General features: G+C 65.5%; 19 protein-coding genes and 1 pseudogene. 14 read left to right on the top strand and 6 right to left on the bottom strand.

The annotated features are described in order from the left end of the window. From AC30QB_RS00610 to AC30QB_RS00550, 13 genes are all read left to right on the top strand, one after another. The coding region (locus AC30QB_RS00610) for an O-linked N-acetylglucosamine transferase, SPINDLY family protein (protein ID WP_489544245.1) at positions 1–777 on the top strand (777 nt) is incomplete at its 5' end. Between the two features lie 6 nt (positions 778–783). After that, positions 784–3048: a type I secretion system permease/ATPase gene (locus tag AC30QB_RS00605; RefSeq protein ID WP_489544244.1), complete on the top strand. Its 2265-nt coding sequence runs from the start codon at positions 784–786 to the stop codon at positions 3046–3048. Positions 3049–3194: 146 nt separating this feature from the next. After that, positions 3195–4421 (top strand): HlyD family type I secretion periplasmic adaptor subunit, encoded by a 1227-nt coding sequence (locus tag AC30QB_RS00600; RefSeq protein WP_489544243.1) that lies wholly within the window; start codon positions 3195–3197, stop codon positions 4419–4421. Positions 4422–4684: 263 nt separating this feature from the next. Continuing rightward, a complete protein-coding gene (locus AC30QB_RS00595; RefSeq protein WP_489544242.1) occupies positions 4685–6028 on the top strand; it encodes a TolC family protein in 1344 nt (447 codons plus the stop codon). Further along, positions 6025–6606: a GNAT family N-acetyltransferase gene (locus AC30QB_RS00590; protein WP_489544241.1), complete on the top strand. Its 582-nt coding sequence runs from the start codon at positions 6025–6027 to the stop codon at positions 6604–6606. The genes AC30QB_RS00595 and AC30QB_RS00590 overlap by 4 nt, the downstream gene beginning before the upstream one ends. Positions 6607–6626: 20 nt before the next feature. Continuing rightward, the gene (locus AC30QB_RS00585) at positions 6627–6938 is read left to right on the top strand and encodes a hypothetical protein (RefSeq protein ID WP_489544240.1); all 312 of its coding nucleotides are present in this window, start codon (positions 6627–6629) and stop codon (positions 6936–6938) included. A 7-nt stretch (positions 6939–6945) separates the two neighbouring features. Then, positions 6946–7662: an SDR family NAD(P)-dependent oxidoreductase gene (locus AC30QB_RS00580; RefSeq protein WP_489544239.1), complete on the top strand. Its 717-nt coding sequence runs from the start codon at positions 6946–6948 to the stop codon at positions 7660–7662. Between the two features lie 2 nt (positions 7663–7664). Then, a complete protein-coding gene (locus tag AC30QB_RS00575) occupies positions 7665–8339 on the top strand; it encodes an MBL fold metallo-hydrolase (RefSeq protein WP_489544238.1) in 675 nt (224 codons plus the stop codon). 55 nt (positions 8340–8394) lie between these two features. After that, the gene (locus tag AC30QB_RS00570; protein ID WP_489544237.1) at positions 8395–9405 is read left to right on the top strand and encodes a ketoacyl-ACP synthase III; all 1011 of its coding nucleotides are present in this window, start codon (positions 8395–8397) and stop codon (positions 9403–9405) included. Further along, the gene (locus tag AC30QB_RS00565) at positions 9402–10817 is read left to right on the top strand and encodes an ANL family adenylate-forming protein (protein WP_489544236.1); all 1416 of its coding nucleotides are present in this window, start codon (positions 9402–9404) and stop codon (positions 10815–10817) included. The genes AC30QB_RS00570 and AC30QB_RS00565 overlap by 4 nt, the downstream gene beginning before the upstream one ends. A 217-nt stretch (positions 10818–11034) precedes the next feature. Beyond that, the gene (locus AC30QB_RS00560; RefSeq protein WP_489544235.1) at positions 11035–11952 is read left to right on the top strand and encodes a WxcM-like domain-containing protein; all 918 of its coding nucleotides are present in this window, start codon (positions 11035–11037) and stop codon (positions 11950–11952) included. Continuing rightward, positions 11949–12509, top strand: a complete 561-nt coding sequence (locus AC30QB_RS00555) for a GNAT family N-acetyltransferase (protein WP_489544234.1) — start codon at positions 11949–11951, stop codon at positions 12507–12509. The genes AC30QB_RS00560 and AC30QB_RS00555 overlap by 4 nt, the downstream gene beginning before the upstream one ends. Positions 12510–12511: 2 nt before the next feature. Then, positions 12512–13627, top strand: coding sequence for a DegT/DnrJ/EryC1/StrS family aminotransferase (locus AC30QB_RS00550; protein ID WP_489544233.1), 1116 nt, complete (start codon positions 12512–12514; stop codon positions 13625–13627). Between the two features lie 118 nt (positions 13628–13745). Here AC30QB_RS00550 and AC30QB_RS00545 read toward each other — a convergent pair whose 3' ends face one another. The 4 genes from AC30QB_RS00545 to AC30QB_RS00530 form a co-directional block, all read right to left on the bottom strand. Continuing rightward, positions 13746–15035, bottom strand: a complete 1290-nt coding sequence (locus tag AC30QB_RS00545; protein ID WP_489544232.1) for a hypothetical protein — start codon at positions 15033–15035, stop codon at positions 13746–13748. Continuing rightward, a complete protein-coding gene (locus tag AC30QB_RS00540; RefSeq protein WP_489544231.1) occupies positions 15032–15862 on the bottom strand; it encodes a hypothetical protein in 831 nt (276 codons plus the stop codon). The genes AC30QB_RS00545 and AC30QB_RS00540 overlap by 4 nt, the downstream gene beginning before the upstream one ends. 63 nt (positions 15863–15925) lie before the next feature. Continuing rightward, positions 15926–16720, bottom strand: coding sequence for an FkbM family methyltransferase (locus AC30QB_RS00535; protein ID WP_489544230.1), 795 nt, complete (start codon positions 16718–16720; stop codon positions 15926–15928). 34 nt (positions 16721–16754) lie between these two features. Beyond that, the gene (locus AC30QB_RS00530) at positions 16755–17567 is read right to left on the bottom strand and encodes a glycosyltransferase family 2 protein (RefSeq protein ID WP_489544229.1); all 813 of its coding nucleotides are present in this window, start codon (positions 17565–17567) and stop codon (positions 16755–16757) included. 182 nt (positions 17568–17749) lie between these two features. Between AC30QB_RS00530 and AC30QB_RS00525 the strand changes: the two genes are divergently transcribed. Further along, complete coding sequence (locus AC30QB_RS00525; protein WP_489544228.1) at positions 17750–17911, top strand: hypothetical protein; 162 nt, start codon at positions 17750–17752, stop codon at positions 17909–17911. Between the two features lie 508 nt (positions 17912–18419). On the opposite strand, the gene AC30QB_RS00520 is transcribed toward AC30QB_RS00525, so the two are convergent. Together AC30QB_RS00520 and AC30QB_RS00515 are read right to left on the bottom strand one after the other, a co-directional pair. Beyond that, complete coding sequence (locus AC30QB_RS00520) at positions 18420–21695, bottom strand: hypothetical protein (protein WP_489544227.1); 3276 nt, start codon at positions 21693–21695, stop codon at positions 18420–18422. Between the two features lie 83 nt (positions 21696–21778). Beyond that, positions 21779–24539 (bottom strand): annotated as a pseudogene (locus AC30QB_RS00515) (heme utilization protein); the annotation flags it as partial.

Here is a 24539-nt window from a genome sequence, read left to right as displayed (position 1 = left end):
GTGCAGGTGAGCTACCTCGGCCTGCCCGGCACCTGTGCCTTGCCCGGTGTTGACTGGATCCTGGCCGACCGCTTCGTCATGCCCGCCGAGCTGCAGCCGTACATGACGGAAAAGCCGATCTACGTGCCGCACTGCTACCAGGTGAGCGACCGCCAGCGCGAAGTGGCGACCATGCCCACCCGCGCCGCCTACGGCCTGCCCGAAGACGCCTTTGTCTTCTGCTCGTTCAACAACACCTTCAAGTTCACCGAGAGCGTGTTCAAGAGCTGGATGCGCATCTTGAAGCAGGTGCCTCACAGCGTGCTGTGGCTCTTGGCCGACAACGAATGGGCGCTGGCCAACATGCGCCGTGTCGCCGATGCGCATGGCATCGGCCATGAGCGTTTGATCCTCGCGCCACGCGTGGCGCCGCCCGAGTACCTGGCGCGCTTCCAGCTGGCCGACGTGATGCTCGACACCTTTCCCTACAACGCCGGCACCACCGCCAGCGATGCGCTGTGGATGGGCCTGCCCATCGTCACGTATTCGGGCCGCACGTACATCTCTCGCATGGCCGGCAGCCTGCTCACCAACGTGGGCCTGCCTGATCTCGTGACCTTCTCTCTTCAAGAATACGAGCGCCTCGCCGTGCAGCTGGGCAACAACCCGCTGCGCGTGGTCTCGTACAAGCGCTACCTGGCCGAGCATGGCCGGCAGTCGAAGCTGTTCGACGTGCCTGGCCTCGTGAAAGACATCGAGCGTGAGTTCGAACGCATGGCGTTGGAGCACCGAGCCTAAGCCCGCATGTCAGCACGCCAAGAGCCCTTCCTCGACGCCGCAGCCGCGCCGCTGCATGGCAGTGATGCGCTGCTGCAAGCCGTCATCTGGTTGAGCAAGCACCATGGCCGTGAGCGCTCGGCCGAGTCGTTGCTGGCCGGCACGCCGCTCGACGGCCTGCTGGGCCCCGACCAGGCCGTGCGCGTCATGCGCGAGGCGGGCTTCAACGCCGGGCTCATCCAGCGCAAGATTTCCGACATTCACGCGCTGCTCTTGCCGGCCGTGCTATTGCTGAAGAACGGCGACGCGGCCATCGTGGTCGCCCGTCACCCGGCCCAGAAGGGCGCCGACACCTACGACGTGGTGATGCCCGGCCCCGAGAGCCACAGCTGCAAGGCCACCGAGGCCGAGCTGTCGGGCGAGTACACCGGCTTTGCCTTCGTGGCCTCGCCCAAACCCGTCGCCCAGCCGAGCCAGGAGCACGAGATCCTCATCGACCCCAACAGCCACTGGCTGTGGGGCACGCTGCGCCGCTTCACGCCCTACTACCGCTCGGCGCTGCTGGCCGCCATGCTGAGCAATGTGCTCATGCTCGCAAGCGGCCTGGTCACCTCGGTCATCTTCGACAAAGTAATCCCACACCAGGCCTTCGTCACCTTGTGGGCGCTGGCCACTGGCGGCCTGATCGCGCTGATCTTCGACCTGATCGCGCGCCAGCTGCGCACACACCTGATCGACGTGGCCGGCAAGAAGGCCGACCTCATCATCGGCTCGCTGCTGTTTCGCCAGACGCTGGGCGTGCGCATGGAGCACCGCCCGGAATCGGCCGGCTCGTATGCCCACCACCTGGCGCAGGTGGAAGTGGTGCGCGAGTTCTTCGCCGGCGCCACGCTGTCGGCCATCAGCGACCTGCCCTTCATCGTGGTCTTCGTCGCCATGACCTTCATCATCGGCGGCCCGCTGGGCTGGGTGCTGCTGGGCGCCATTCCGCTCATCCTCGGCATGGCGATGCTGATCCAGGGTGCGCTGCGCCGCTCGATGAGCGCCAACATGATCCACCAAGCCGACCTGCAGGGCCTGCTGGTCGAAGCCGTGGAAGGCCTGGAAGACCTGAAGGCCGCCGGCGCGCAAGGCCGCTTCCTGCGCCGCTACGAAGAAGCCACCGCCGCTGCAGCCGAAACCGCGCTGCGCTCGCGCAACCTCGGTGGCCTGACCAACAACGTCTCGGCCATGGCCCAGCAGCTCGTCACGCTGGTGATGCTGGTCGTGGGCGTGTACCTCATACAAGACGGCAGCGTGACCGGTGGGGCGCTCATAGGCGCCATCATGTTTGCCGGGCGCGCCGTGGCGCCGCTCAGCAGCGTGGTTGGCCTCGCCACCCGCTACCAGGGCGCGCGCGCGGCCATGGTCTCGCTGGACCGCATGATGAAGCTGCCCACCGAGCGCACGCCTGGCGCCACGTACGTGGCCAACCACCAGATCAAGGGCCGCATAGGTCTGCACGACCTCAGCTTCGCCTACCCGGCCACCACGCCGGACAATGCCGCGCCCAAGGTGCTGAAGAGCCTGAACCTGAAGTTCGAGGCGGGCGAGCGCGTGGCCATTCTCGGGCGCATCGGCAGCGGCAAGTCCACCGTGTTGCGCTTGTTGGCGGGGCTGTACCAGCCCACCGAAGGCATGGTCGAAGTTGACGGCATCGACCTGCGGCAGATCGACCCAGCCGACTTCCGCTCCAAGGTGGGCTTTGTCTCGCAGGAGCCGCGTCTCTTCAAGGGCACGCTGCGCGAAAACGTGCTGCTGGGCCGAGCGTCGGTCGACGCGTCTCGCCTGAGCGAAGTGGCCCGCGTGACGGGCCTCGACCGTGTGATCGCCTCGCACCCGCAAGGCTGGGAGCTGCCCGTCGGCGAAATGGGCGGCCTGCTCTCGGGCGGCCAGCGCCAGCTCGTGGCGCTCGCACGCTGCCTTGTCACCCAGCCGCAGATTTTGCTGATGGACGAGCCCACCAGCTCGATGGATGCGCAGTCGGAGATCATGTTCCTGCGCCAGCTGAACGAAGCGCTGGGCACGCGCACCGTCATCATGGTCACCCACCGCCCGGCCGTGCTCGAGTTGGCTCAGCGCGTGGTGGTGGTCGACGGTGGCAAGGTCATCCTCGACGGCCCCAAGGCGCAGGTGCTGGCCGCCTTGTCGGGTGCCAAGCCGGCGGCGAGCGCCACGCCTGAAGCCAATGCGTCGCCCAACGTTCACCTGCACCCCTCCACCCAACCGGTAGGCCGCCAGGCTTCGGTATGACTGACGAAGTCTCAAGCTCGCCTTGCATAAAAGTTCCGTTCGGGCTGAGCCCGTCGAAGCCGGCGCGCATCTCGTCGATGGCACTTCGACAGGCTCAGTGCGAACGGAGTGTTGTGCTGCGCTCGACAAGAAGGCGCACGTAAATCATGGCCTTCTGGAAGCGCAAACCCAAGGACCCCGCCAGCAGCGAAATGGTCTATATGGCCGACGTGCGCGCGGCCATGGTGGTCGAGGCCATGCCCAAGACCACCTGGGCGCTGTACCTGATGGCCGCCTGCTTGATCGCGGCGATTGCCTGGGCCTCAGTGGCTCGCGTCGATGAAATCACCCGCGCCGATGCCCGTGTGATCCCTGACGGGCGCGAGCAGGTCATCGCCAGCCTGGAAGGCGGCATCTTGCGCGAGCTGCATGTGCGTGAAGGCCAGACGGTGCAAGAGGGACAGGAGCTGGCCCAGCTCGACCCCACGCGCTTCGAATCGCAGCAAAACGAAGGGCAGGCCAAGCGGCTGGCCATTCTTGCCACCATCACCCGGCTCACCGCCGAAGCCAACGGCCGCGCGCTCCAGTTCCCCAAGGAAGTGGCCGATGTGCCCTCTATCGTGGAAGGCGAAACCGATGCGTTCAACGCCCGCAAGCTTGGGCTAGACGAGGCCCTGCAGACCAGCGCACGCAACGTGGTGCTGCTGATGAAAGAGCTGGGCGTGTCGGAGTCCATGGCTGCCAAGGGCTTGATGTCGGAAGTGGAAGTGATGCGCCTGCGCCGCCAGGTCAACGACCTGCAGCTGCAAAGCCGCGAGCGCATCAACAAGTTCAGGCAAGACGCCAGTACCGAGCTCGTGCGCGCGCAGACCGAGCTGTCCTTGCTCGACGAGCAGCTGGTGGGCCGCGCCGATGTGCTGCGCCGCACCGTGCTCACCTCACCGGTGCGTGGTCTGGTGAAGAACATACGCATCGGCACCATCGGCGGCGTGGTCGGGCCGGGCGCGCCGATCATGGAAATCGTGCCCATCGGCTCGCGCGTGCTGATCGAGGCGCGCATCAAGCCGCGCGACATCGGCTTCGTGCGCGTGGGCCAGCAAGCCGAGGTGAAGCTCGCGGCCTACGACTACACCACCTACGGCGGCCTGCACGGCAAGATCGAATACATCAGCCCCGATGCGCTGGGCGACGCGGAGCGCGCGGCTTCGGCTGATGCCACCTACTACCGCGTGACGCTGCGCTCTGATCGCTCTACGTTGAAGGAAAAGGGCAAGCCCTTGCCCATTTTGCCGGGCATGACGGGGCAGGTGGAGGTGCGCACCGGTGAGCGCTCGGTGTTGAGCTTCATCCTGCGGCCGATGTTGAAGTCGAAGGAAGCGTTTCGGGAGAGGTAGGGGCGGGGTCAGTTCTTTTTGGACGCAAAGAACGCGAAGGAAGACGCAAAGGTCGCAAAGAAGAAGGCAGGCTTTTTCTTTCTTCGCGTTCTTTGCGTCTTCCTTCGCGACCCTTGCGTCCAAATAGACCTTTCCCAAACTCCGCCGCACGCGAATTGGCACCGAATCCCCCCCGCTTTCCGGCCATCAAGCCAACCTCCCCAGCGGTCTACTGACGGGAATTGCTGCAAGCCATCGCAGCCTCTCGGCCAGGAGCTCGCCCGATGAAATTCGCCCCCTCTCGTTTGTTGCCGCTGTGCGCCGCCTTGTGGGCCGCCGGCACCTTGTTGACCGCACAAGCCCGTTGCATAGACGAAGACAACGTCGAAATGCGCCCCAGCAGCAACAGCAACGGCGCCCCGCTCGATGCCGGCTCGGCCCGAGCCAACTTGCAAAAGATGGTGCAGGAATCCCTGCGCCGCAGCCAAGCCATAGGCGCGTCCAAGCTGCTGGCTGAAGCCGCGGCGATCGACGTCTCTGAAGCCAGGTCGGGCCGCCTGCCCCAGCTCACCGCCAACGGCTTCCTCGGCGGCAGCGAGACCAAAGTGGCCGACGTGGAACAAAGCAGCGGCAAGCAAGGCCGCGTCGGCGTGACCCTGTCGATGCCGCTGTTTGACGGCGGCCGCACCACCGAGATCATCAACTGGCGCAAGAGCCAGGCCGAAGTGGCCCGCTTGGGCCAGATCACCGCGCAAGAGCAAGTGGCCCTGCAGACCGTGTCGCTGGCCATCGAGCGCGGCCGTTACCGCCTGCAGGTGCAGGTGTACCAACAGTACGCACGCAAGATGAGCTGCCTGGTCGAGTCGCTCGAAACCATCGTGCGCGCCGACAAGGGCCGCGCCAGCGAGCTGGTGCAGGCGCAAAAGACCTTGCAGCAAGCCGAGCTGTCGCAGGCGCAAACGCTGTCGATGGTGCGCCAGATCGAAACCCGGCTGCGCCGCTTCGTCGGTGACGGCCTGCCTCCCACCGATGGCCTGTCGTCTGTGTTGCTGACACCGCCCTCGTTGCCCGATCTCCTGGCCCAAGTCGACAACGCGCCCGAGATCGCCCAGATCAGGGCACAGGTACAGGTGGCTGAAGCCTATTCGCGCTCGGTGAGCGCGGCGCGCTGGCCGCAGGTGAGCCTGGTGGCCAACGGCAACCAGGTGCGCGGCGCAGGTGCCTCCACCAACTGGTCGGCTGGCGTCAACGTGAACGTGCCCTTGTTCAACATGCCGCAGGGCTACGCGGTCGACTCGTCGGAGAAGCGTGCCGCAGCCGTCAAGCTGCAACTGGAAGATGCGATCGAAGGCCGCAAATTTCGCATGGCCGACGTGCATGAGCAGGCGTTGTCGGCATTCGACCGCGCCCGCCGCACGGTCGACGTGCTGCGCGACAGCGACCGCGTGCGCAACTTCACGCTGCAGCAGTGGCAGCAGCTGGGCCGCCGCTCCTTGTTCGACGTGATGGCCTCCGAGGGCGAGCACTACGGCCTGCGCGTGGCGTATGTGAACGCGCTGTACGACGCCCAGCAATCCACCGCGCTGCTGTGGTCGCTCGGCCTGGGCGTGCAAGAGAAACTGCAATGAGCGTGACGCTGAGTGGCGAGTTCGTCACCTTGCGCCCGCTGATCGCCGCCGATGCAGAGCTGACCCTGGCCTGGCGCCAGGGCGAGCGCGCGATCAACCTCAACCGCGGCGCCCAAAACGTGGCGCAGCAGGCGGCGTGGATCGCCTCGCGCCCCGCAGGCGAATACAACTTCATGATCGTGCTTAAGAGCGGCGTGGCCGTGGGCATGGTCTCGCTGATCAACATCGACACCGAGCACCGCCACGCCGAGCCGGCGCGCTTTCTCATAGGCGACGAAGACGCGGTACGCGGCATTCCGGCTGCGGTCGAAGCTATGAAGCTGCTCTACGAGTTGGCCTTCGACCGGCTCGAGCTGCTGCGCGTGTACGGCGCGGTCGTGTCCGACAACCCGCTGATGCTCAAGTGGCAAAAATTTCTGGGCATGAAAGAAGAAGGGCGGCAGAGGCAGCACTTATTCCTCAATGGCCACTTCCAGGATTCGGTGATGCTGGGCATGTTGGCCGATGAGTACCGGAAAGACGCCTTGCCGCGCATGAAGATGCTGATTGCGGCCGGCCGCAGCCGGGCCCCGGCGTGATTACACAGGAGTGAACGAACATGGAACACAGCACACAAGACAAGGAAGCCGCCGTGCTCGAGTGCATTTACAAGGCGGTGCGCTCGCTCAACGAAGAGCGTGGTGCCGACGAGCAGATCGCGCTCAGCCCGGATACCTGCTTCTTCGGCGAGGGCTCGGCGCTCGATTCCCTGTCGCTGGTTTCGGTGATCGTCGACCTGGAAACGCTGGTGTCCGATGAATTCGGCAAAGCCGTGAGCCTGACCGACGACCGTGCCATGAGCCGCGACCCGGTGCCCTTCACCGACGCCAAGACGCTCAAGGCCTACTTGCTGGAACTGCTGGCGGAGTAAGACACACGTGAGCCTTGTGTACGCCGGCAAGATCGTCCTGGTCACAGGCGCTCGCCGTGGCGTGGGCCAGATCGTGGCCGAGCACTTCTTGAAGCATGGCGCGCAGGTGGTGGGCTTCAGCCGCCACGACGACGCAGCCGAGCCGCGCGCAGGCTACCTGCCTCTAGCGGTGGACGTGAGTGATGCCGACTCGGTGGCTGCGGGCTTTGCGCAAGTGCGCAAACAGCTCGGGCGGGTCGACATCCTGGTCAACAACGCCGCCGTGCTCACCTCGCAGTATTCGATGGTCATGCCCGCCTCGGCGGCCAAGAGCATGCTCGACACCAACGTGTTCGGCAGCTTCATCGTCTCGCGCGAGGCTGCCAAGCTCATGCGCAAGACCAAGTGGGGCCGCATCATCAACATCAGCTCGATGGCCGCCGCGCTAGAGCCCGTGGGCGACTCGATGTACGCCGCCACCAAGGCCGCAGTGACCACCCTGGCCAACGTGATGGCCAAGGAATTTGCGGCCATGAACGTGACCTGCAACACGCTGGGCATCACCGCCATCGAGACTGACATGCTCGATGCGCTGCCGCGCGAGAAAGTCGATGCGCTGATTGCCTCGCTGCCCATTCCGCGTTACGCCACGGCTGACGATGTGCTCAACGTGATCGACTTCTTTGCCTCCGATCGCAGCAGCTGCATCACCGCGCAGACGGTGTTCCTGGGCGGGGTGAACTAGCCATGCCGATTCCGGGTCACTGGCCGCGCGACGAGATCCGCACCGTCGTCAACCGCGACTTCCATTCCAATACCTACCTGCTCAAGAGCGGGCAGGGCAACACCTGTGTCGTGGTCGACCCCGGCCTCGACCGCGAGGCCATTGAGCGCGAGCTGGCCACCACCGGCTGGCAGCCTGAAGCGGTGCTCTGCACCCACGGGCACTTCGACCATGTGGGCGGCACGGCATGGATGCAGCAGGCCTTCAAGCTGCCGGTCTACCTGCGCGACGCCGACCTGAAGCTTGCCAAGCAGTCGAACTTTTTGATGGCGGTGTTCAAGATCAAACAGCGCATCGCGCTGCCCGAGTTCACGCTGGTGAAAGAGGGCGATGCAGCGATTCAATGCGGTGGCCGCTCGTTTACTTATCACCACTTGCCGGGCCACACGCCTGGCAGCGCCGGCATCACCGTCGACGACCTGCTGTTTTCGGGCGACACGCTGTATGCCCGCAAGACCGCACTGTCGAAGATGCCGGGTGAAGACCATGCGGTGTTGCGCGCGTCGCTCACACATCTGTTCAGCTGGATAGACGATGGCGTGCGGGTGATGCCGGGTCACGGTGGCAGCGCGGTCATCGATGAGATCAAGCGCCACAACGAACCTTTGCGTGCCTTCATGGCCGAGGTGACGGCATGAGACCGCCGGGCCGCCCCAAGGCGAACACCGCAGTGCGAAGCACGAAGGGGCTGCTATGAGCCAATTCCCGGGAGCCGTGCTCGACATTGCGTATCACCTGCCCGAGCAGGTAGTGACCAACGGCCAGCTCCAGGCCGATCACCCCGACTGGCGTGTCGATCAGGCCGAGAAGAAGACTGCTGTTTTCAAGCGCCACATCGCCCGTGCGGACGAGACTGCATATGACCTCGCACTCATCGCCGCGCGCAAGCTGCTGGCCAAGCACCCGGTCTTGGCCGACAAGGTCGACGCCATCATCTTCTGCACCCAGTCACCCGACCATGTGATGCCAGGCAATGCATTCCTGCTGCACCGCGACCTGGGTCTTGCCCAAAACGTCATCGCGTTCGACTACAACCTGGCCTGCTCGGGCTATGTGTTTGGGTTGATGATGGCCTCGGGCTTTCTCAAGATCGGCATGGCGAAGAACGTGCTGCTGGTCACGGCCGACACCTATTCCAAGTACATCCGCAGCGATGACCGCTCCACGCGCATGCTGTTCGGTGACGGGGCCTCGGTGTCGTGGGTCGCCGATGCCACGGGCTTCGAAGGCGAGCCGCTGATCGGGTCGTTCGAAGACTTCCAGTGCGCATCTGACGGCAAGGGCTGGGACAAGTTCATCATCAAGTCGGGTGGCCACCGCCAGCCGGCCTCTCGCCAAGACGAGCCTGGCTACAGCGACACGATCGAGATGAACGGCCTGCACGTGCTGAACCTGGTGAACGACCGGGTCATCAAGCAGATGCTCGAGCTGCTGCACAAGCATGAGCTGGCACCCACGCAGATAGATCAGTTTTTCCTGCATCAGGCCAGCGGCCTGGCGCTCGACAGCCTGGGCAAGAAGCTCAAGGTGAGTGCCGACCAGCTGTACTCCAACCTGGCGACGGTGGGCAACACCGTGTCATCGTCCATCCCCATCCTGATCAAAGACTATTTTTCGCAAGCGACTCTGCCCAAGGGAAGCCGGCTGTTCCTTTGCGGGTTCGGCGTTGGCTACTCCTGGGGCAGCCTGCTTGCGCGCAAATGAACAACACGAAAGCCGAGACCATGTTGATGGAAGCCACAGCCCCCAAGACCGCTGCCGCATGTGAGCCCGGCATGCAGTGGCTGCTTGATCGCCTGGCATCGGCCCCGCTGGGCTTGGCGGCCTTTGTGCACAAGGGCCAGCCAACCTCTTACGCCGAAGTGTCTGGCCGCATCAACAGCTTCACCCAGCAGCTCAAGGCCGAGGGCGTGAAGCGAGGCGACACCGTGGTGGTATTGGCCGACTACGCCCCTGATGTCTTCTGCATGATCCTCGCGTTGGCCTCGCTGGCCTGCATCGTGGTGCCCATGACGCGCGGCTCGGTGATCGAAGAGTCGGAAGCGCTCACCATCTCTGGCAGCGACCACTGCATCAGCTTCGCGCCCGACGGCCTGAGCTGGGCCATCGAAGCCAAGCACGTGACGGCGCCCAACCCCATGCTGGCCGAGTTTCGCGCCACGCAGCGTGCCGGCCTGGTGCTTTTTTCATCCGGCTCCACCGGCAAGCCCAAAGGCATGCTGCACGACTTCGAGCGGGTGATGGAAAAGTTTCGCAACGCGCGTAACCCGGTCGTCGCCATCCCGTTCCTGATGCTCGACCACTTTGGCGGCATCAACACCATCCTGGCCATCACCGCCAGCCTGGGCACGGTGGTCACGGCCGAAAACCGCAGCATCACCACCATCTGCGAGGCCATCCAAAACTACAAGGTGGATCTGCTGCCGACCACGCCGTCGTTCCTCACGCTGCTGGCCGCCACCGACCTGTCGACCAAGTACGACTTGAGCTCGCTCAAGCGCATCACCTACGGCACCGAGACCATGCCGCAGGCCACGCTAGACCGCATCCGGCTGCGCTTTCCGAATGCCGAGCTGCAGCAGACTTATGGCCTGTCGGAAGTGGGCGTGCTGCGCTCGCAATCGCGGCCCGATGGCTCGCTGTGGGTGCGCATCGGCGGCTCGGGATTCGAGACCCAGGTGCGTGACGGCATTCTGTGGATACGCTCTGAGTTCCGCATGGTGGGCTACCTCAACGCGCCTTCGGGTTTCGATGCCGAGGGCTGGTTCAACACGCAAGACCGGGTGGAGGTGGACGGCGAGTACTTCCGTATCCTCGGCCGCGTGACCGACCTCATCAACGTGGGCGGCCAGAAGGTCTACCCCGCCGAGGTGGAAGACGTAATCCTGGCGCTGCCCAACATCGCCGACGTGGTGGTCACGGGCGAAAAGCACGCCTTGCTGGGCCAGATCGTGGTGGCCAAGGTGCACCTGAGCGAGCCCGAGCCGCTCGACGCGCTGCGCCTGCGCATACGCAAGGCCTGCTTGGCCAAGCTCACGGCCTACAAGGTGCCGGCCAAGGTGATGCTGCTCGAGCAGGAAATCTACTCTGCGCGGTTCAAGAAGATGAGGCGCTGATTCCAGCCTTGGCAGGTCACTCACCGCTCAGGCTGAGGTGTCGAAGCCCGGCACGGCTTGAGAGGGCCTTCGATACCTCAGGCTGAGCGGGTGGTCTGCCAGGGCGCACCTGAGCAAGCCCAAATAGGCCCGCCTTTCCCCCCGCTTTCGGCCCTTTAGAAAGCGCCCACCCGCGGTGTACTGCCCAGGTACGCACAGCCACGCGAAAGAACCACCCATGGGCATCATCAACGAGACCGAGCTGAACGCCGCCGCCGCAGCCGCCGCCGCGCAAGCGCAACACAGCCGCTTCAGCTGGATCGACCCCAGCGCCCGTTTGGGCGCCGGCACCACGATAGGCCCGCATGCCTTCATCGACGCCGATGTCGTGATCGGTGACCACTGCGTGATCGAAAGCGGCGCCCACCTGTCTCGCGGGACCGTGCTCGATAACAATGTCTACGTCGGCTCCCACGTGGCCTTTGCCACCGCGCCCGGTGCCATGCAGCGCCCGGTGGTCGTGAAAGCCGGCGCCTGGATCGGCGCCAACTCCAGCATCGTGGCCGCCGGCATCGTGGTCGGTGCCAAGGCCATCGTGCGCCCCGGCTCGGTGGTCATGCGCTCGGTGCCCCCGGGCGCCATCGTCGAAGGCAACCCGGCCAACACCATCGGCTATGTGGATGCCGTCCAGGGCCCGTCTCCCTCTCAGGTCGCCGCCACGCAAAGCCGCGCCAGCGTGGAAACCACTGCCGTCAGGGGCGTGACGGTGCATCATTTCCCGGTCATTCCCGACCTGCGCGGCAATTTGAGCGTGGGCGAATTCGACCGCCAGGTTCCGTTCAAACCGCTGCGCTACTTCCTGGTGTTCGGCGTGCCCAGCCGAGAGCTGCGCGGCGAGCATGCGCACCACCGGTGCCACCAGTTCCTGATCTGCCTGCGCGGCACCTGCGCTGTGGTGGCCGACGACGGCGAGCATCGTGTGGAGGTGGCGCTTGAGTCGCCCGACCGCGGCCTTTACCTGCCGCCCATGACCTGGGGCATTCAGTACAAGTATTCGGCCGACGCCATGCTGCTCGCCTTCGCCTCCGACTATTACGACCCCAAGGACTACATCCGTGACTACGCTGAATTCACGGCGCTCGTCGGCCCGCGATGAGCCCTTCTGCGCTTCGCAAAGCGCGCAGCATCAAGGGCAAGACGCTCGTGTTCAGCAATGCGGGCGTGGCCGATGCCGCCTTCATTCACCAGTTGCGTACCAGTGCACGCGGCGCACGCTTCCTGCGGCCCACTTCGGCGCTGTTGGCCGACCAGGTGGCCTGGATTGAAAGCTACGCTGAGCGCAGCGACGAGGCCTACTTCGTGATCGCCGATGCCAGGGGCAAGCGCCTGGGCACCGTACGCCTGAAAGAAGCCCGTGGCGACAGCTTTTCGTGGGGCAGCTGGATACTCGCGCCCGATGCGCCGGCCCATGCGGCCATCGAGTCGGCCTTGATGGTCTACGCCTACGCACTCGACGTGCTGGGCTTCAAGCGCTCGCACTTCCATGTGCTGAGAGACAACACCCGCGTGTGCGCCTTTCACGAGCGTTTCGGCGCCTTGCCGGTGTTTCGCAGCGGCTTGGACATCCAGTACTGCTTGTCGAACGCGGCCATCCGAGCCAGCATGGCGCGCTATGCGCGCTACCTTCCCCACGCCATTTCCGTAGAGGGCTGAACATGGCTTCTTCTCTTGTACCGTTCCTTGACCTCAAGGCCATCCAGCTCGCCCAGCGCGACGAGCTCACGGCCGCTTTCAACCGTGTGCTCGACTCCGGCTGGTACATCCTCGGCCAAGAGGTCACCCGCTTTGAGCAGGAGTACGCCCACCACTGCCAGGCGCAGCACTGCGTGGGCGTCGCCAACGGGCTCGATGCGCTGGTGCTTGTGCTGCGCGCCATGGGCATAGGCCCGGGCGACGAGGTGATCGTGCCCAGCAACACCTACATCGCCACCTGGCTGGCGGTGAGCCACGTGGGTGCCGTGCCGGTGCCGGTAGAGCCCGACGAGCGCACCTACAACATCGACCCGGCGTGCCTGGCTGCCGCCATCACGCCGCGCACCAAAGCCATCATTCCCGTGCACCTGTACGGCCAGCCGGCCGACATGGCGCCCATCCTCGCGATGGCCCGCTTGCATGGCCTCAAGGTGCTGGAAGACGGCGCCCAGGCCCATGGCGCGCGCTGCAACGGCCAGCGCCTTGGCGCGCACGGCGACGCCGTGGCCTGGAGCTTCTACCCCGGCAAGAACCTCGGCGCCATCGGCGACGGCGGTGCGATCACCACGAATGACGCGGCGCTGGCCGAGCGCATCCGTGTGCTGCGCAACTACGGCTCCAAAGTGAAGTACCACAACGAGGTGATCGGCTACAACTCGCGGCTCGACGAGCTGCAAGCGGCGTTTCTGCGCGCCAAGCTGCCGCAGCTCGACCGCGGCAACCAGCACCGCGCCACCATCGCGCAGCGTTACCTGGCCGCGTTTGCCGGGTTCGACCTGGTGCTGCCGCAGGTGCCGGCGTTTGCCGACCCGGTGTGGCATTTGTTTGTGGTGCGCCACAAGCAGCGCGACGCGCTCGCCAAGCGCTTGGGCGAGGCGGGTGTGGGCACGATGATTCACTACCCGGTGGCGCCGCACCTGCAGCCTGCGTATGCCTCGTTGGGCTTTCAAGCGGGGGCGTTCCCTATCTCGGAAGCCATGCATGCTGAAGTGCTCAGCCTGCCGATTGGCCCCACGCAAACCGATGCGCAAACCGATGCAGTGATTGCGGCGGTGAAGCGGGCGGTGGTGGGGTTGTGAGCGTGGGCAGAGCCTGAGCGGGCCTTCGATACCTCAGGCTGAGCGCTGTGGTTGTGTTTCGAGCGTGGCCTCGCAGGCCACCACCCGCTCAGCCTGAGGTATCGCAGGCCCGCGCGATTCAATCCCCGCTGAGCACCTTCAGCACCCGCAGAAACTCGGCTCGCGAGTAGCGGCACTCATACAGGTCGCGGGCTCTAGCGCTCAGGCGCGCGTGCTCCGGCCCCATCGCCTTCAGCAGTGACGACAGCTCGGCCGGCGTAGACCAGCCCAGCGCCTTGTCGGCATAGATCGAATCGGCCGCCACCAGCGAGCCGGGTTCGTTCACGCGATAGAAGGCCAGCGGGTAGCCGCAGCCCTGCGCCTCGATGGCAGCACGCCCGCCACCCACCGGCGCAGAGCCGAGGTAGATGTGCGCGTCTAGCGAGCCCAGGGCTTTCCACAGTGAGGTGACCGTGCCCATCGCCACGAAGCGGTTCGGGTCGGTGCCCTGGGTTTCGAGGTGGGCTTTGATCTCGGCCAGCCACTCGGCCTCGAGCGGCCCGATGTGGAAGAAGTGGCCGCGCGTGCTGCTGAGCACGGCGTGCGCAATGTTGTGCAAGGCCAGCTCACCGCTGCGGGCGAACTTCACCTGCGTGCCCGAAGTCACGACCGAAAGCGCATCGGGTGCGGCCGCAGAGAAGACCTTGCAGCCGAAATCGGGCACGTACAGCGGCAACACCTGGGTGGCCTGCTTCAGGTCGCGCTCGCACACGGCGGCAAGCTCGTCGGTGAAATCAGCATGCGCGAGGCCGGGCAGGGTGACACCGAGGCTGGGGTTGTGATCGGCATGGTGAACCAGCGTCTTGCGTGACCCGCGGTGGCCGAGCGTGCCGATGAAGGCCAGCGGGTCTTGGTGGTGGTTGAAGTAGAAGATGTTGCGCGGCTGCAGGCGTTGGGTCAGCGTGCGCAGCGCGCGGCAGCGCCCCCACAGCGTGAGCTGGGGCAGGGTGACGACAGGCGTGTCTTGGTAGGTGTCGTAGACCCAGTTGAGGTGGTTAGGCTCTTTGCGGTACGACGAGAACATGTCGGTCAACACCACGGTCGGCGATTCGAGCTCGCGTGCGAAGTCTTCCACCACGCGCGAGTGGCCGCCCAGCTGGTACAGCTCGGTGGCGATGATCAGGTTGTTGCGCGACAGCGCCGCCTCGGGCGCCGGCGGGCACTGCGCTTCCAGGCGCAGCGAGAGCTGCTCGATCTGTCGGTCGAACACCGGGTAGTAGAGCGCGTGATGGGCAATACCAGGCGACTTGTAGTGGTTGTGCACGGCCACCGCCATGCTGGCTGCGGCCTCGTTGTAGTGCTCGCTGGCGATCAGCCGCTCAACCTCGGCTTCGGCCTGCGGGATGGCGGTGAACATGCTCTCGCTCATGGCGCTGCGCCGGCTGCGAAGCGGCCACGTATCTGGGCAAACGCCTGCATGAACTCGGGGTAGCCCTGCTCGCGAAACGCGATTTTCAAGGCGTCGCTGATGAATGCATCGATCGGGTAGTCGCGAAAGCGCGAGGTCGACCAGCACATCGGGAAGGGGTCGGCGGCCTTGGTGCGCCAGGCCGGCTGCGTGGTCAACAGGAACGAGGCCGCACGCTCTTGCAAGAAGACTTTGCGCTGGCCGTTGGCGGCGTAGCTGGTGGGCCTGGTGAGTGCGAGCTGCAGCGCTGACTCGGGGCCTTCGCAGGCAGCGAACAGCGCTTCGTTGAGCAGCAGCCACTCGCGCCAGAAGGCGGGGCGGGCCACGAAGTAGTTGGAAAACACGATCTGGCGCGTGTCCATCACCAGGCTGCGCAGCGCGGTGCTGCGGCCGATGGAGTCGAGCAAGGCGCTGAAGGCGTCGATCAAGCCGGGGTCGAAGGTCTCGCCCTGCTCGAACACGTTGAGGAAGAAGGCGCCCATGTCGGGCTGCGGCGAGAACAGGTACACATCGGTGCTGGCCTCGTGGGCTTGCACGTACTCGGTCACCCGGGCATGCGACCAGCCGGTCTTGCTGCCGAACTTGGGCGAGAAGAAGCCATAGAAGGTGTTGTCGTCGAGCGTGTTGCTGAGCAAGAAATGGCGTATGGGCCAGTACTCGTACCAGTCGGGCCGGCTGTTGGCCAGGTTGTCGAGCACCAGGTAACCCGGCTCCACGCTGGCCAGGGTCTCGGGTGAGTAGGCGATCTGGTACAGGTTGACGGCGGGGGTGGGCAGGGCGGGCGTCATCGCATTGAGTCTAGAAACCGAGGGTGGTGGCTGAAGCGGAGATCAACGCGCCGAGGCAGCGCTTTATCTCACCCTCGCCATCTGAATCGCGCCTGCGGCGTCGACCGAGAAGTTGACTTGCCGGCCGTGCTTGGGGTGCTGGGCAATGATCTCGTCCATCACCGCAAAGTAGCCGTAGCCCAGCGTCAGCAAGAAGTCGAGCAGGGCCAGTCGGCGCTCCTTGAACCAGTCGAGGTTCCAGGCTTCGAGCAGCAGCGGGGGGAAGTCGTGTTTTTCCAGAAAGCCGACGGCCCCCTTCAGCACTTGCAGCTCCAGCCCTTCCACGTCGATCTTGATCAAGGCCGGCGCCTTGGGGAAGTGCAGGCTGTCGAGCCGGCAGATCGGCACTTCGTTGGCCTTCTCGTGCGTGTTGACCGCGACCGAATCGAGCTTGCCGTGCGCTTGCGCGTCGAGCGAGAAGCCGCCGATGTTCTTGGAGTTGCCGTAGTCGATGGACGGGATTTCGACCTTGCCGTCGTGGTCGCCGAGCGCGATGTTGAAGGCGTGCAGGTTGTCCAGTCGGTTGAGAAATGCGTTGCCGCACAGCTGGTAGTAGACGATGCGCTGCGGCTCGAACGCATGCACCACGCCGCCTGCGGCGGCAATGTCGCGTGCCACCGGCACCGAGTAGGCGCCGAGGTTGGCACCGATGTCGATCACCAGCGGAGCGTCGGCGCCTTGGTAGAAGAGCTGGCTGATGGTCAGCAGCGGCGAGGCCCATGAGCCGGTCGAGTAGATCGTGCGCGAGACGGCGTCGTCGGTCGAGAACAGCAGGTAGTCGGCCGAGTCGGTGCGAACCATGTTCACTCTGGGCAGCATGTGGGGTCCAGTCGAGTGGGTTGTGTGCTTGGGCCTAGTACCAGGCCACGGGCAGGTCAAGGCCTACCTGTTTGATCAGCGCTTGGCGCTGCGCCTGAATTTCGGCGTTCGGGGCGCGCCAGCGGCGGTAGATGTGCAGGAAGTCGGCCACCACGGTGGTGTCGTTCGAGCTGGTCTGGGTGCCGCGGCGTATGCCGGGGTTCACGTAGTCCTTGTGCACCACGGCGCCGCCGCCGGGGTAATAGCTGGGCAGCTGGCGGTTGCACACGCCCAGCAGAAAGTCCCAGTCTTCCTGCGACTGCAAGTGGGGGTCGACCCGCAGGCCGTCGAGCAGCTGGCGGTGGAAGAAGAGGGCGTTGTTGGGGATGAAGTTCTTCAGGTGCAGGCTCATCGGCACCTGGTGCTTCAGCGGCATGGGCGCGCGGGCGAGCGTGGCAATGGGGTTTTGCTCGCGGTTTTCGGTGACCACTTCGTAGTCTGAAAACAGCACCTGCGCCTCGCGCTCAGCTTGGTTGGCCGGCTGGGTGATGCGGTGGTACGCCGTCTGCAGGTGCTGGGGCAAGAAGGTGTCGTCGTCGTCGAGAAACAGCAACCATTGGCCGCGCGCGAGGCTCATGCCGACGTTGCGGCTGCCGGCTGGGCCGCCTTCGCCACTGCGCTTGATGAACACATCGTGCGCGCGCAGCTGCTGGGCGCAAACGGTGGCAGTGCCCGCATCGAGCGCATCAGCCACCACGATGGTCTCGAAATCTTGAAATGTCTGGGCGCTCAGCGACTCAAGCGAGCGCGCGAGCAAAGCCGAGCGCAGGTGGGTGGCGGTGATGACGCTGAAAAACGGTGTGGGCATGGCACAGGTCTTGGCCCGAAAGCACGGGCAGTCCTGGGCATGCTAGGGGGCTAGAGGTGTGGCGAAAGGCGGAATAGGGGGGTCGTTCGGGCCTAGCTCGCCGTGCAGCCGCATGGGCCGAGGGCAGTCAACCCCAACCCAAGCGCATGAGATAACCTGCCACTTCACAACTGGAGAATGAAATGGCCACCAATGCACAACGAAATCGGGCGCGACTGCACGTTCTGCGAGACAACGTTCACCGGGCGAAGCGCGCCGTCAAACGCGGTATTCCCGGCGCGGCCGAACGATTGAAAGCTCACGCGGCTGCACGCCTCGCCTACGCAGAAACCGGCAAGAAGTGAAAGAGAAGGCCCATGGTCAGCGCCGTGGGCCATCTCTCATGTTCTAGCCGGCGCTGTGCACGGCGCACCCTTCGACAGGCTCAGGGTGAACGGAGTTTGGCGAGGTGGCCCGGCTATCAGGCATGTTCTTTCGGGTCAGCGCCGTGGGCCGTCTCTCATGTTCTAGCCGTCGCTGTGCACGGCGCACCCTTCGACAGGCTCAGGGCGAACGGAGTTTGACGAGGTGGCCCGGCTATCAGGCATGTTCTTTTCGGGTCGGCGCCGTGGGCCGTCTCTCATGTTCTAGCCGTCGCTGTGCACGGCGCACCTTTCGACAGGCTCAGGGCGAACGGAGTTTGACGAGGTGGCCCGGCTATCAGGCATGTTCTTTTCGGGTCAGCGCCGTGGGCCGTCTTTCATGTTCTAGCCGTCGCTGTGCACGGCGTACCCTTCGACAGGCTCAGGGCGAACGGAGTTTGGCGAGGTGGCCCGGCTATCAGGCATGTTCTTTTCGGTCGAGGCTGTCAGCCTAGATCAGAGGCGCAGGCCGTGTCTCGCCGAAGCCTCGCTGTGGGCTCGGCAGCGCCACATGATCGCGGGTTGCAGCTGACGCCACAGGTGCAAGCGCTGTGACGGCCAATACCTCGGCGACGGGCGCGGCCAGCAGCTCATGCAAGGCCGGTGCCGCTGGAGCAGGCGCCTTGGACAGCCACACGTCGGCCATGTCGTGCTGCGCGCCGTCGGTCGTGGTGTAGCTCGACACCAGGCCGATGAGGTTGCCGTGGTCCATCTGCGTGCCGGTGCGGGCATGCAGGTCGAGCGACACGATGCCCAGCTCGGCCAGCGACTTCAGCTCGCCGGCATCGGCCACGCCGTCGTGGTTGGCGTCCACCCAGACGCGCATGTCTTTGAAGTGGGCGTCGGCAGCGCTCAACTTGCCGTCGTGGTTGCTGTCTTCCAGCGCCATGGCAGCGTAGCCGTTGCCGGCGCGGGTGCCGTCGGGGCGCAGCGTGGCCACGCCGAAGAGCTCGGTGCCATCGTTGATCTTGCCGTCGTGGTTGCGGTCCATGACCAGCAAGCCGTCGCCGGCGCCCACCCAGGCCACTTTGTTCACCTGCCCGGTGCCGGTGAGGTCGAAGTTGACGCCGTTGCCGGCCGACAGGGTGCGGATGCCGTTGCCGTCCAGGTCCAGCATGATGGGCGTGGCTTGCAGGAAGGCGTCGAGCTGGGCGTTGGACATGACACCGATGTCGGCCGCCTCGAACGCGGCAATCTGCTGCGGCGACATCGCCAGGATGTCGGCCGACGCCAGTGCCACCACCTGATCGGTGGTGAGCGCCACCACCTGGTCGGTGGTGAGGGCTTGCGCCTGCTCGGTGGTGAGCGCGGCGATCTGTTGGGTGCGCAGGCTGGCGAACTGGTCGGTCGTGAGCCCGGTGATCTGGTCGGTCGTGAGCGAGCGGAAGGCTGCGGTGCCGATGGCGCGCAGGTCGGCGCTCTCCAGGTTCAGCATCTGGTTGTTGGTGAGGCCCACGACCTGTGCGCTGGTCAGTGCGGCGAACTGCGCGCTGCTGAGGGCGTTGATCGAATCGGTGCCCAGTGCGGCGAGGTCGCTGGCGTCGAGTGCTCTCACCTGCGCGGTGGTCATGATGGACAGCTGGTCGCTCTGCAACGCGCCCACCTGGTCCGAGGTCAGGCCATGGATGGCGGCCGTGCTCAGCGCACGCAGATCGGCCGACTCCAGCGCGCCGATCTCGGCGGTGCTGAAGGCGCTGGCCTGGGCCGAGGTGAGCGCGGCAAACTGGCGCGTGGTCATCGCACGGAAGTCGTCGGTCTGCAGCGCGCCGATCTGCTGGGGCGTCATGGCCGCCACTTGCGTGGTGGTGAAGGCTGCAAAGGCGTCGGTTGAAAACGAGTTGAGCGACTCGGTCGAGAAGCTCGCGATCTGCGCGGTGCTCAAGATGGACACCTGCGCCGAAGACAAGGCCACCAGCTGTGTGGCATCGAGCGCCGCCAGCTGGTCGCTGCCCCAGGCGCGCAGTGCAGACGAGCTGAGGGCGCGCAGGTCGGCCGTCTCGAGCGCGGCGATCTGCTGGGCGGTGAGCGAGGCGCCTTGTGCCGAGCTCAGCGCCGCAAACTGGGCCGAGCTCAGCGCATTCAGACTCTGAGTGCTGAGGGCGCTGATCTGCGCAGGCAACAACGCTGCCACCTGGGTCGACGTGAGCGCCGGCAGCTGGGCCGTGCCGATGGCATCGAGCTGGGCTTGCGACAGGGCGCGTATATCGGCCGTCGTGAGCGCAGGCAGCTGCGCCGTGGTGAGTGCTGCGATCTGGCTGTCGCTGAAGGCCTGCACTTGAAGGCTGGTCAGCGCGGCCACTTGCTGCGAGCTCAGGATGGCGATCTGCTCGCTGCCCAGCGCGCCGATCTGCGCCACTGAGAGTGAGCGCAGGGCCGCGCTGCTCAGGGCCGTGAGGTCGGCGCTTTCCAGGCGGTTGATCTGGTCGGTGGTGAGCGCGCTCAGCTGGCTGCTGGTGAGCGCAGCAAACTGCGCGCTGTTCAGGGTGTTGAGCACCTGAGTCGACAGCGCCGACAAGCCCGCTGGAGAGAGCACGCGAATCTGGCCTGTGGTGAGGGCTGCGATCTGCGCGCTGTCGAGCGCCGCAATCTGGGGCGCCGACAGCGCCCGCACGGCGGCCGTGCTCAGGGCGCGCAAGTCGGCCGACTCTATGGCGGCCATTTGGGCGGGCGAGAGCGAGCTGACCTGCGAGGCCGTGATGGCCGCGAACTGGCGTGTGGTCAACGCATGCAGGTCATCCATCTGCAGCGCCGCCACCTGGGCGCCGGTGAGGAACATCACCTGGGCGGTGGTGAGCGCTGCAATCTGGGCGCTGCTCATGGTGTTGAGCGCGTCTGACGGGATGGCGGCAATCTGCCCGGGCAGCATTGCGACGAGCTGTGCGGTGGAAAGCGCCTGCCAGGCGACGGCATCGAGCATGCTCAGCTGGCTGACGCTCCACGCGCGGATCACGCTGCTGCTGAGTGCCTGCAGGTCTTGCGTTTCCAGGTTGCCCACCTGCTCGACTGTGAACGACATGGCCTGCGCCGACGTGAGCGCGGCAAACTGCTGGGTCGTGAGGGCGTTGAGCCCGTCGGTCGTGAGGGCGCTGAGCTGGTTGGTGGTGAGCGCACCCACCTGCCGCACCGTCAGCGCCGAAAGCTGGCTGGAGCTGAAGGCGTCGAGCTGAGACACCGGCAGCGAGCGCAAGGTGGCCGTGCCTATGGCCTGGATGTCATCGGTGCTGAGCGCTGCGATCTGCGTCGGGCTGAGCGTGCTGATCTGCAGCGCGCTCAGCACCGCCACCTGGTTGGTGTCTAGCGCACCGATGTCGGCGGCGGTCAGCACGGGCAGCTGAGCGGTCGAGAGCGCCGTGATCTGTGTGGGCGTCAACAGGCCGAACTGAGCCGAGGTCAGCGCGTCGACCTGGGTGGGGCTAAGGCCTCGTATGGCGGCGCTGTTGATGGAGCGCAGGTCGGCCGTTTCCAGCGCGGGGATCTGCGTGGGGGTGAAAGCCTGCACCTGTGCCACGGTAAGCATGGCGAACTGCGCGGCGGTGAGCGCGTTGAGCTCGGCCGTGCTCATGGCGGCAATCTGCGCTGGCGTGAGCGCCATCACCTGCTCGTCGGTGAGCGGGCCGCTGGCGCCTGCCTGATCGTGCCCGGCCACGGTGAACACGGTCGACAGCCGCGCCCGCAAGGTCAAAAGCAGCGGCGCACCCGTCAACCATTGGAAGAGAGAGAACTTCATCGAGCGTCGGCTTCAAGGGCGGGCTGGTGAAGGTCCGTGCCCACGGCGCTCTGCGGGTGCAGGGCGCCGTGGGCACTGGAACATCAGATCAGCGGCGTGGTCTTGTTCTCATCGACCGGCAGCAAGGTGCTGTGGTTGATCGCCACCATCGCGCTCGGCGTGACCACCGCAGCGGCAGGTGCCGCAGCGATCGGTGCCGGCAACACTTCGGCAGCCGGTGCAGCCAGCAGCTCGTGGAGTTGCGGTGCAGCCGTGGCGTCCTTCGCGAACCACACGTCGGCCATGGCGTTTTGCGATCCGTCGGCCTTGGTGTAGCTGGACACGAGGCCCAGCAGATTGCCGTTGTCGACTTCGCTACCGGTCACGTGGCTCAGGTTGAGTGACACGATGCCGAAGTCGGCCAGGCCGTGCAACTCGCCGGCGTCGGTCTTGCCGTCGTGGTTGGCATCGACCCACACCTTCAGGTCGCCGAAGTGCGCGTCAGCGGCGCTCAGCTTGCCGTCGTGGTTGGTGTCTTCCAGGGCCATGGCCGCGAAGCCATCGCCGGCACGGGTGCCGTCGGCCTTCTTGGTGGCCACGCCGAAGAGCTCGGTGCCGTCGTTGATCTTGCCGTCATGGTTGCGGTCCATCACCAGCAAGCCGTCGCCTGCGCCGACCCAGCCGACCTTCTGGGCGTTGCCCGTGCCGTTCAGGTCGAACATCACGCCGTTGCTGGCGGCCAGGGTGCGAACCCCGTTGCCGTCCAGGTCGAGCACGATCGGAGAGGCGGCGAAGTACGCGTCGAGCTGGCTGCCCGTCATCTGGGCCACGTCCTGGTTCTCGAAGGACGAGACCTGGGCCATGGTCATCGCGGCGATGTCGCGTGTTTCCAGTGAGTGGATCTGGTCGGTGGTGAAGGCCACGATCTGGTCGGTCGTCAGGGCGTGCGCCTGAAGGGTCGTCAGCCCGGTGATCTGCGCTGCCGTCAGCGTCTGGAATTGGTCGGTGGTGATCGCCACGATCTGGTCGGTCGTCATCGCAGCCAGCGACGAGACGCTGATGGCGCGCAGGTCGGTGGTTTCCAGCGTGGAGATTTGCGCAGCCGTGAGGTGCGAGATCTGGTTGCTGGTCATCACCGAGAACTGCGAGGCTGAGAAGGCGTTCAGATCGTCAGATGCCAGGCCGGCGAGTTGCGAGGTGGTGAGGTTGACCACTTGGCCACCCAGCGAGGTGAGCTGCCCCGTGGTCAGCTCGGCCAGTTGCGCATCGGTCAGGGCGCGCAGCGTGGTCGACGAGAAGGCACGCAGGTCGGCGGTTTCGATCACTGAGATCTGGTCGGTGGTGATGCCGACCACCTGGGCCGCAGAGAAGGCAGCGAACTGGCTGGTGGTGAGTGCCACCAGGTCGTCCGTTTCCATGCGGCTGATCTGGTTGGTGGTCAGCGCGTTGATTTCAGCGGTGGTCATCGCGGCAAACTGAGCCGTGGAGAACGCGTTCAGGTCTTCCGTGCTGAGCGCCGCCACTTGCGCGGTGCTGAGCGACGCCACTTGCTGGGTCGTCAGGGCCGCCATGTTGTCGGACGTGAGCGCATTGAGCTGATCGGTGCTCCAGGCACGCAGTGAGCCGGTGGTCAGGGCGCGCAGGTCGCTGCTTTCCAGCGAGCCGATCTGGTCGGTGGTCAGCGCGTAGGCCTGGGCCGTGGTCAGCGAGGCGAACTGCGCGCTGCCCATGGCATTCAGGTCTGCGGTGGTGAGGCCGGCGATCTGGCCGGTGGTGAACGATGCCACCTGTGCGGTAGTAAACGCAGCCATCTGGTCTGACCCGAGCGCTTCCAGCTGGGCGGTGCTGAAGTCGCGCACTGCCGTTGAGGTGAGGGCGCGCAGGTCGGCGGTTTCCAGCTGCGACATCTGGTCGGTCGTGAGGGCGTGGACCTGTGCGGTGCCGAAGGCAGCGTACTGGCTGGCCGTCATGGCGCGCAGGTCATTGCTTTCCAGCGCGCTGATCTGGTCCGAGGTGAGCGAGGCCACCTGCGCCGTGGTCAGGGCAGCGAACTGCGCTGTGCCCAGGGCGTTAAGGTCGTCCGTCACCAGCGAAGAGATCTGCGCCGTGGTGAGCGCGGCCACTTGCGAGGTCGTGAGCGCAGCCATGTTGTCAGAGGTCAGCGCACCGAGTTGGCTGGTGCTCCAGGCACGCAGGGCAGCGCTGCTCAAGGAGCGCAGATCAGCCGACTCCAGGGCGGTGATCTGGTCGGTGGTCAGCGCGTAAGCCTGTGCGCTGGTCATCGCGGCGAACTGAGCGGTGTTCAGGGCGACCAGGTCTTCGGTCGTCATGCCGGCGATCTGGCCGGTGGTGAGAGCAGCGACTTGGCCGGTGGTCAGGGCGCCGATCTGGGCAGAGCTCAAGGCGGCGATCTGCTCGGTCGAGAAGGCACGCAGGGTCGTCGAGCTGAGGGCGCGCAGGTCGTCGGTCTCCAGCAGCGGCATCTGGTCGGTGGTCAGCGCTTGGGCCTGCGCGGTCGTGAACGCGGCGTATTGGGCCGTGGTCATGGCGCGCAAGTCGTTGGACTCCAGGGTGGCGATCTGGCCAGCGGACAGGGCAGCAACTTGAGCGGTGGTCATCGCAGCGAACTGAGTGGTGCTGAACGCGTTGAGGTCGTCGCTCACCAAGGTGGAGATCTGAGCCGTGGTCAGCGCGACGACCTGTGCGGTCGTGAGCGCGGCCATGTTGTCAGAGGTCAGAGCGCCGATTTGATCGGTGCTCCAGGCGCGCAGTGCAGCGCTGCTCAAGGAGCGCAGGTCACCCGACTCCAGGGCGGCGATCTGGTCAGTGGTCAGTGCGTAAGCCTGTGAGCTGGTCATCGCAGCA

Origin of the sequence: Rhizobacter sp. (assembly GCF_046595475.1) — a bacterium.
Classification (GTDB): Bacteria; Pseudomonadota; Gammaproteobacteria; order Burkholderiales; family Burkholderiaceae_C; genus Rhizobacter.
Note: the sequence above shows the minus strand (reverse complement) of the source record. Positions and strands in the feature narration are given on the sequence as shown.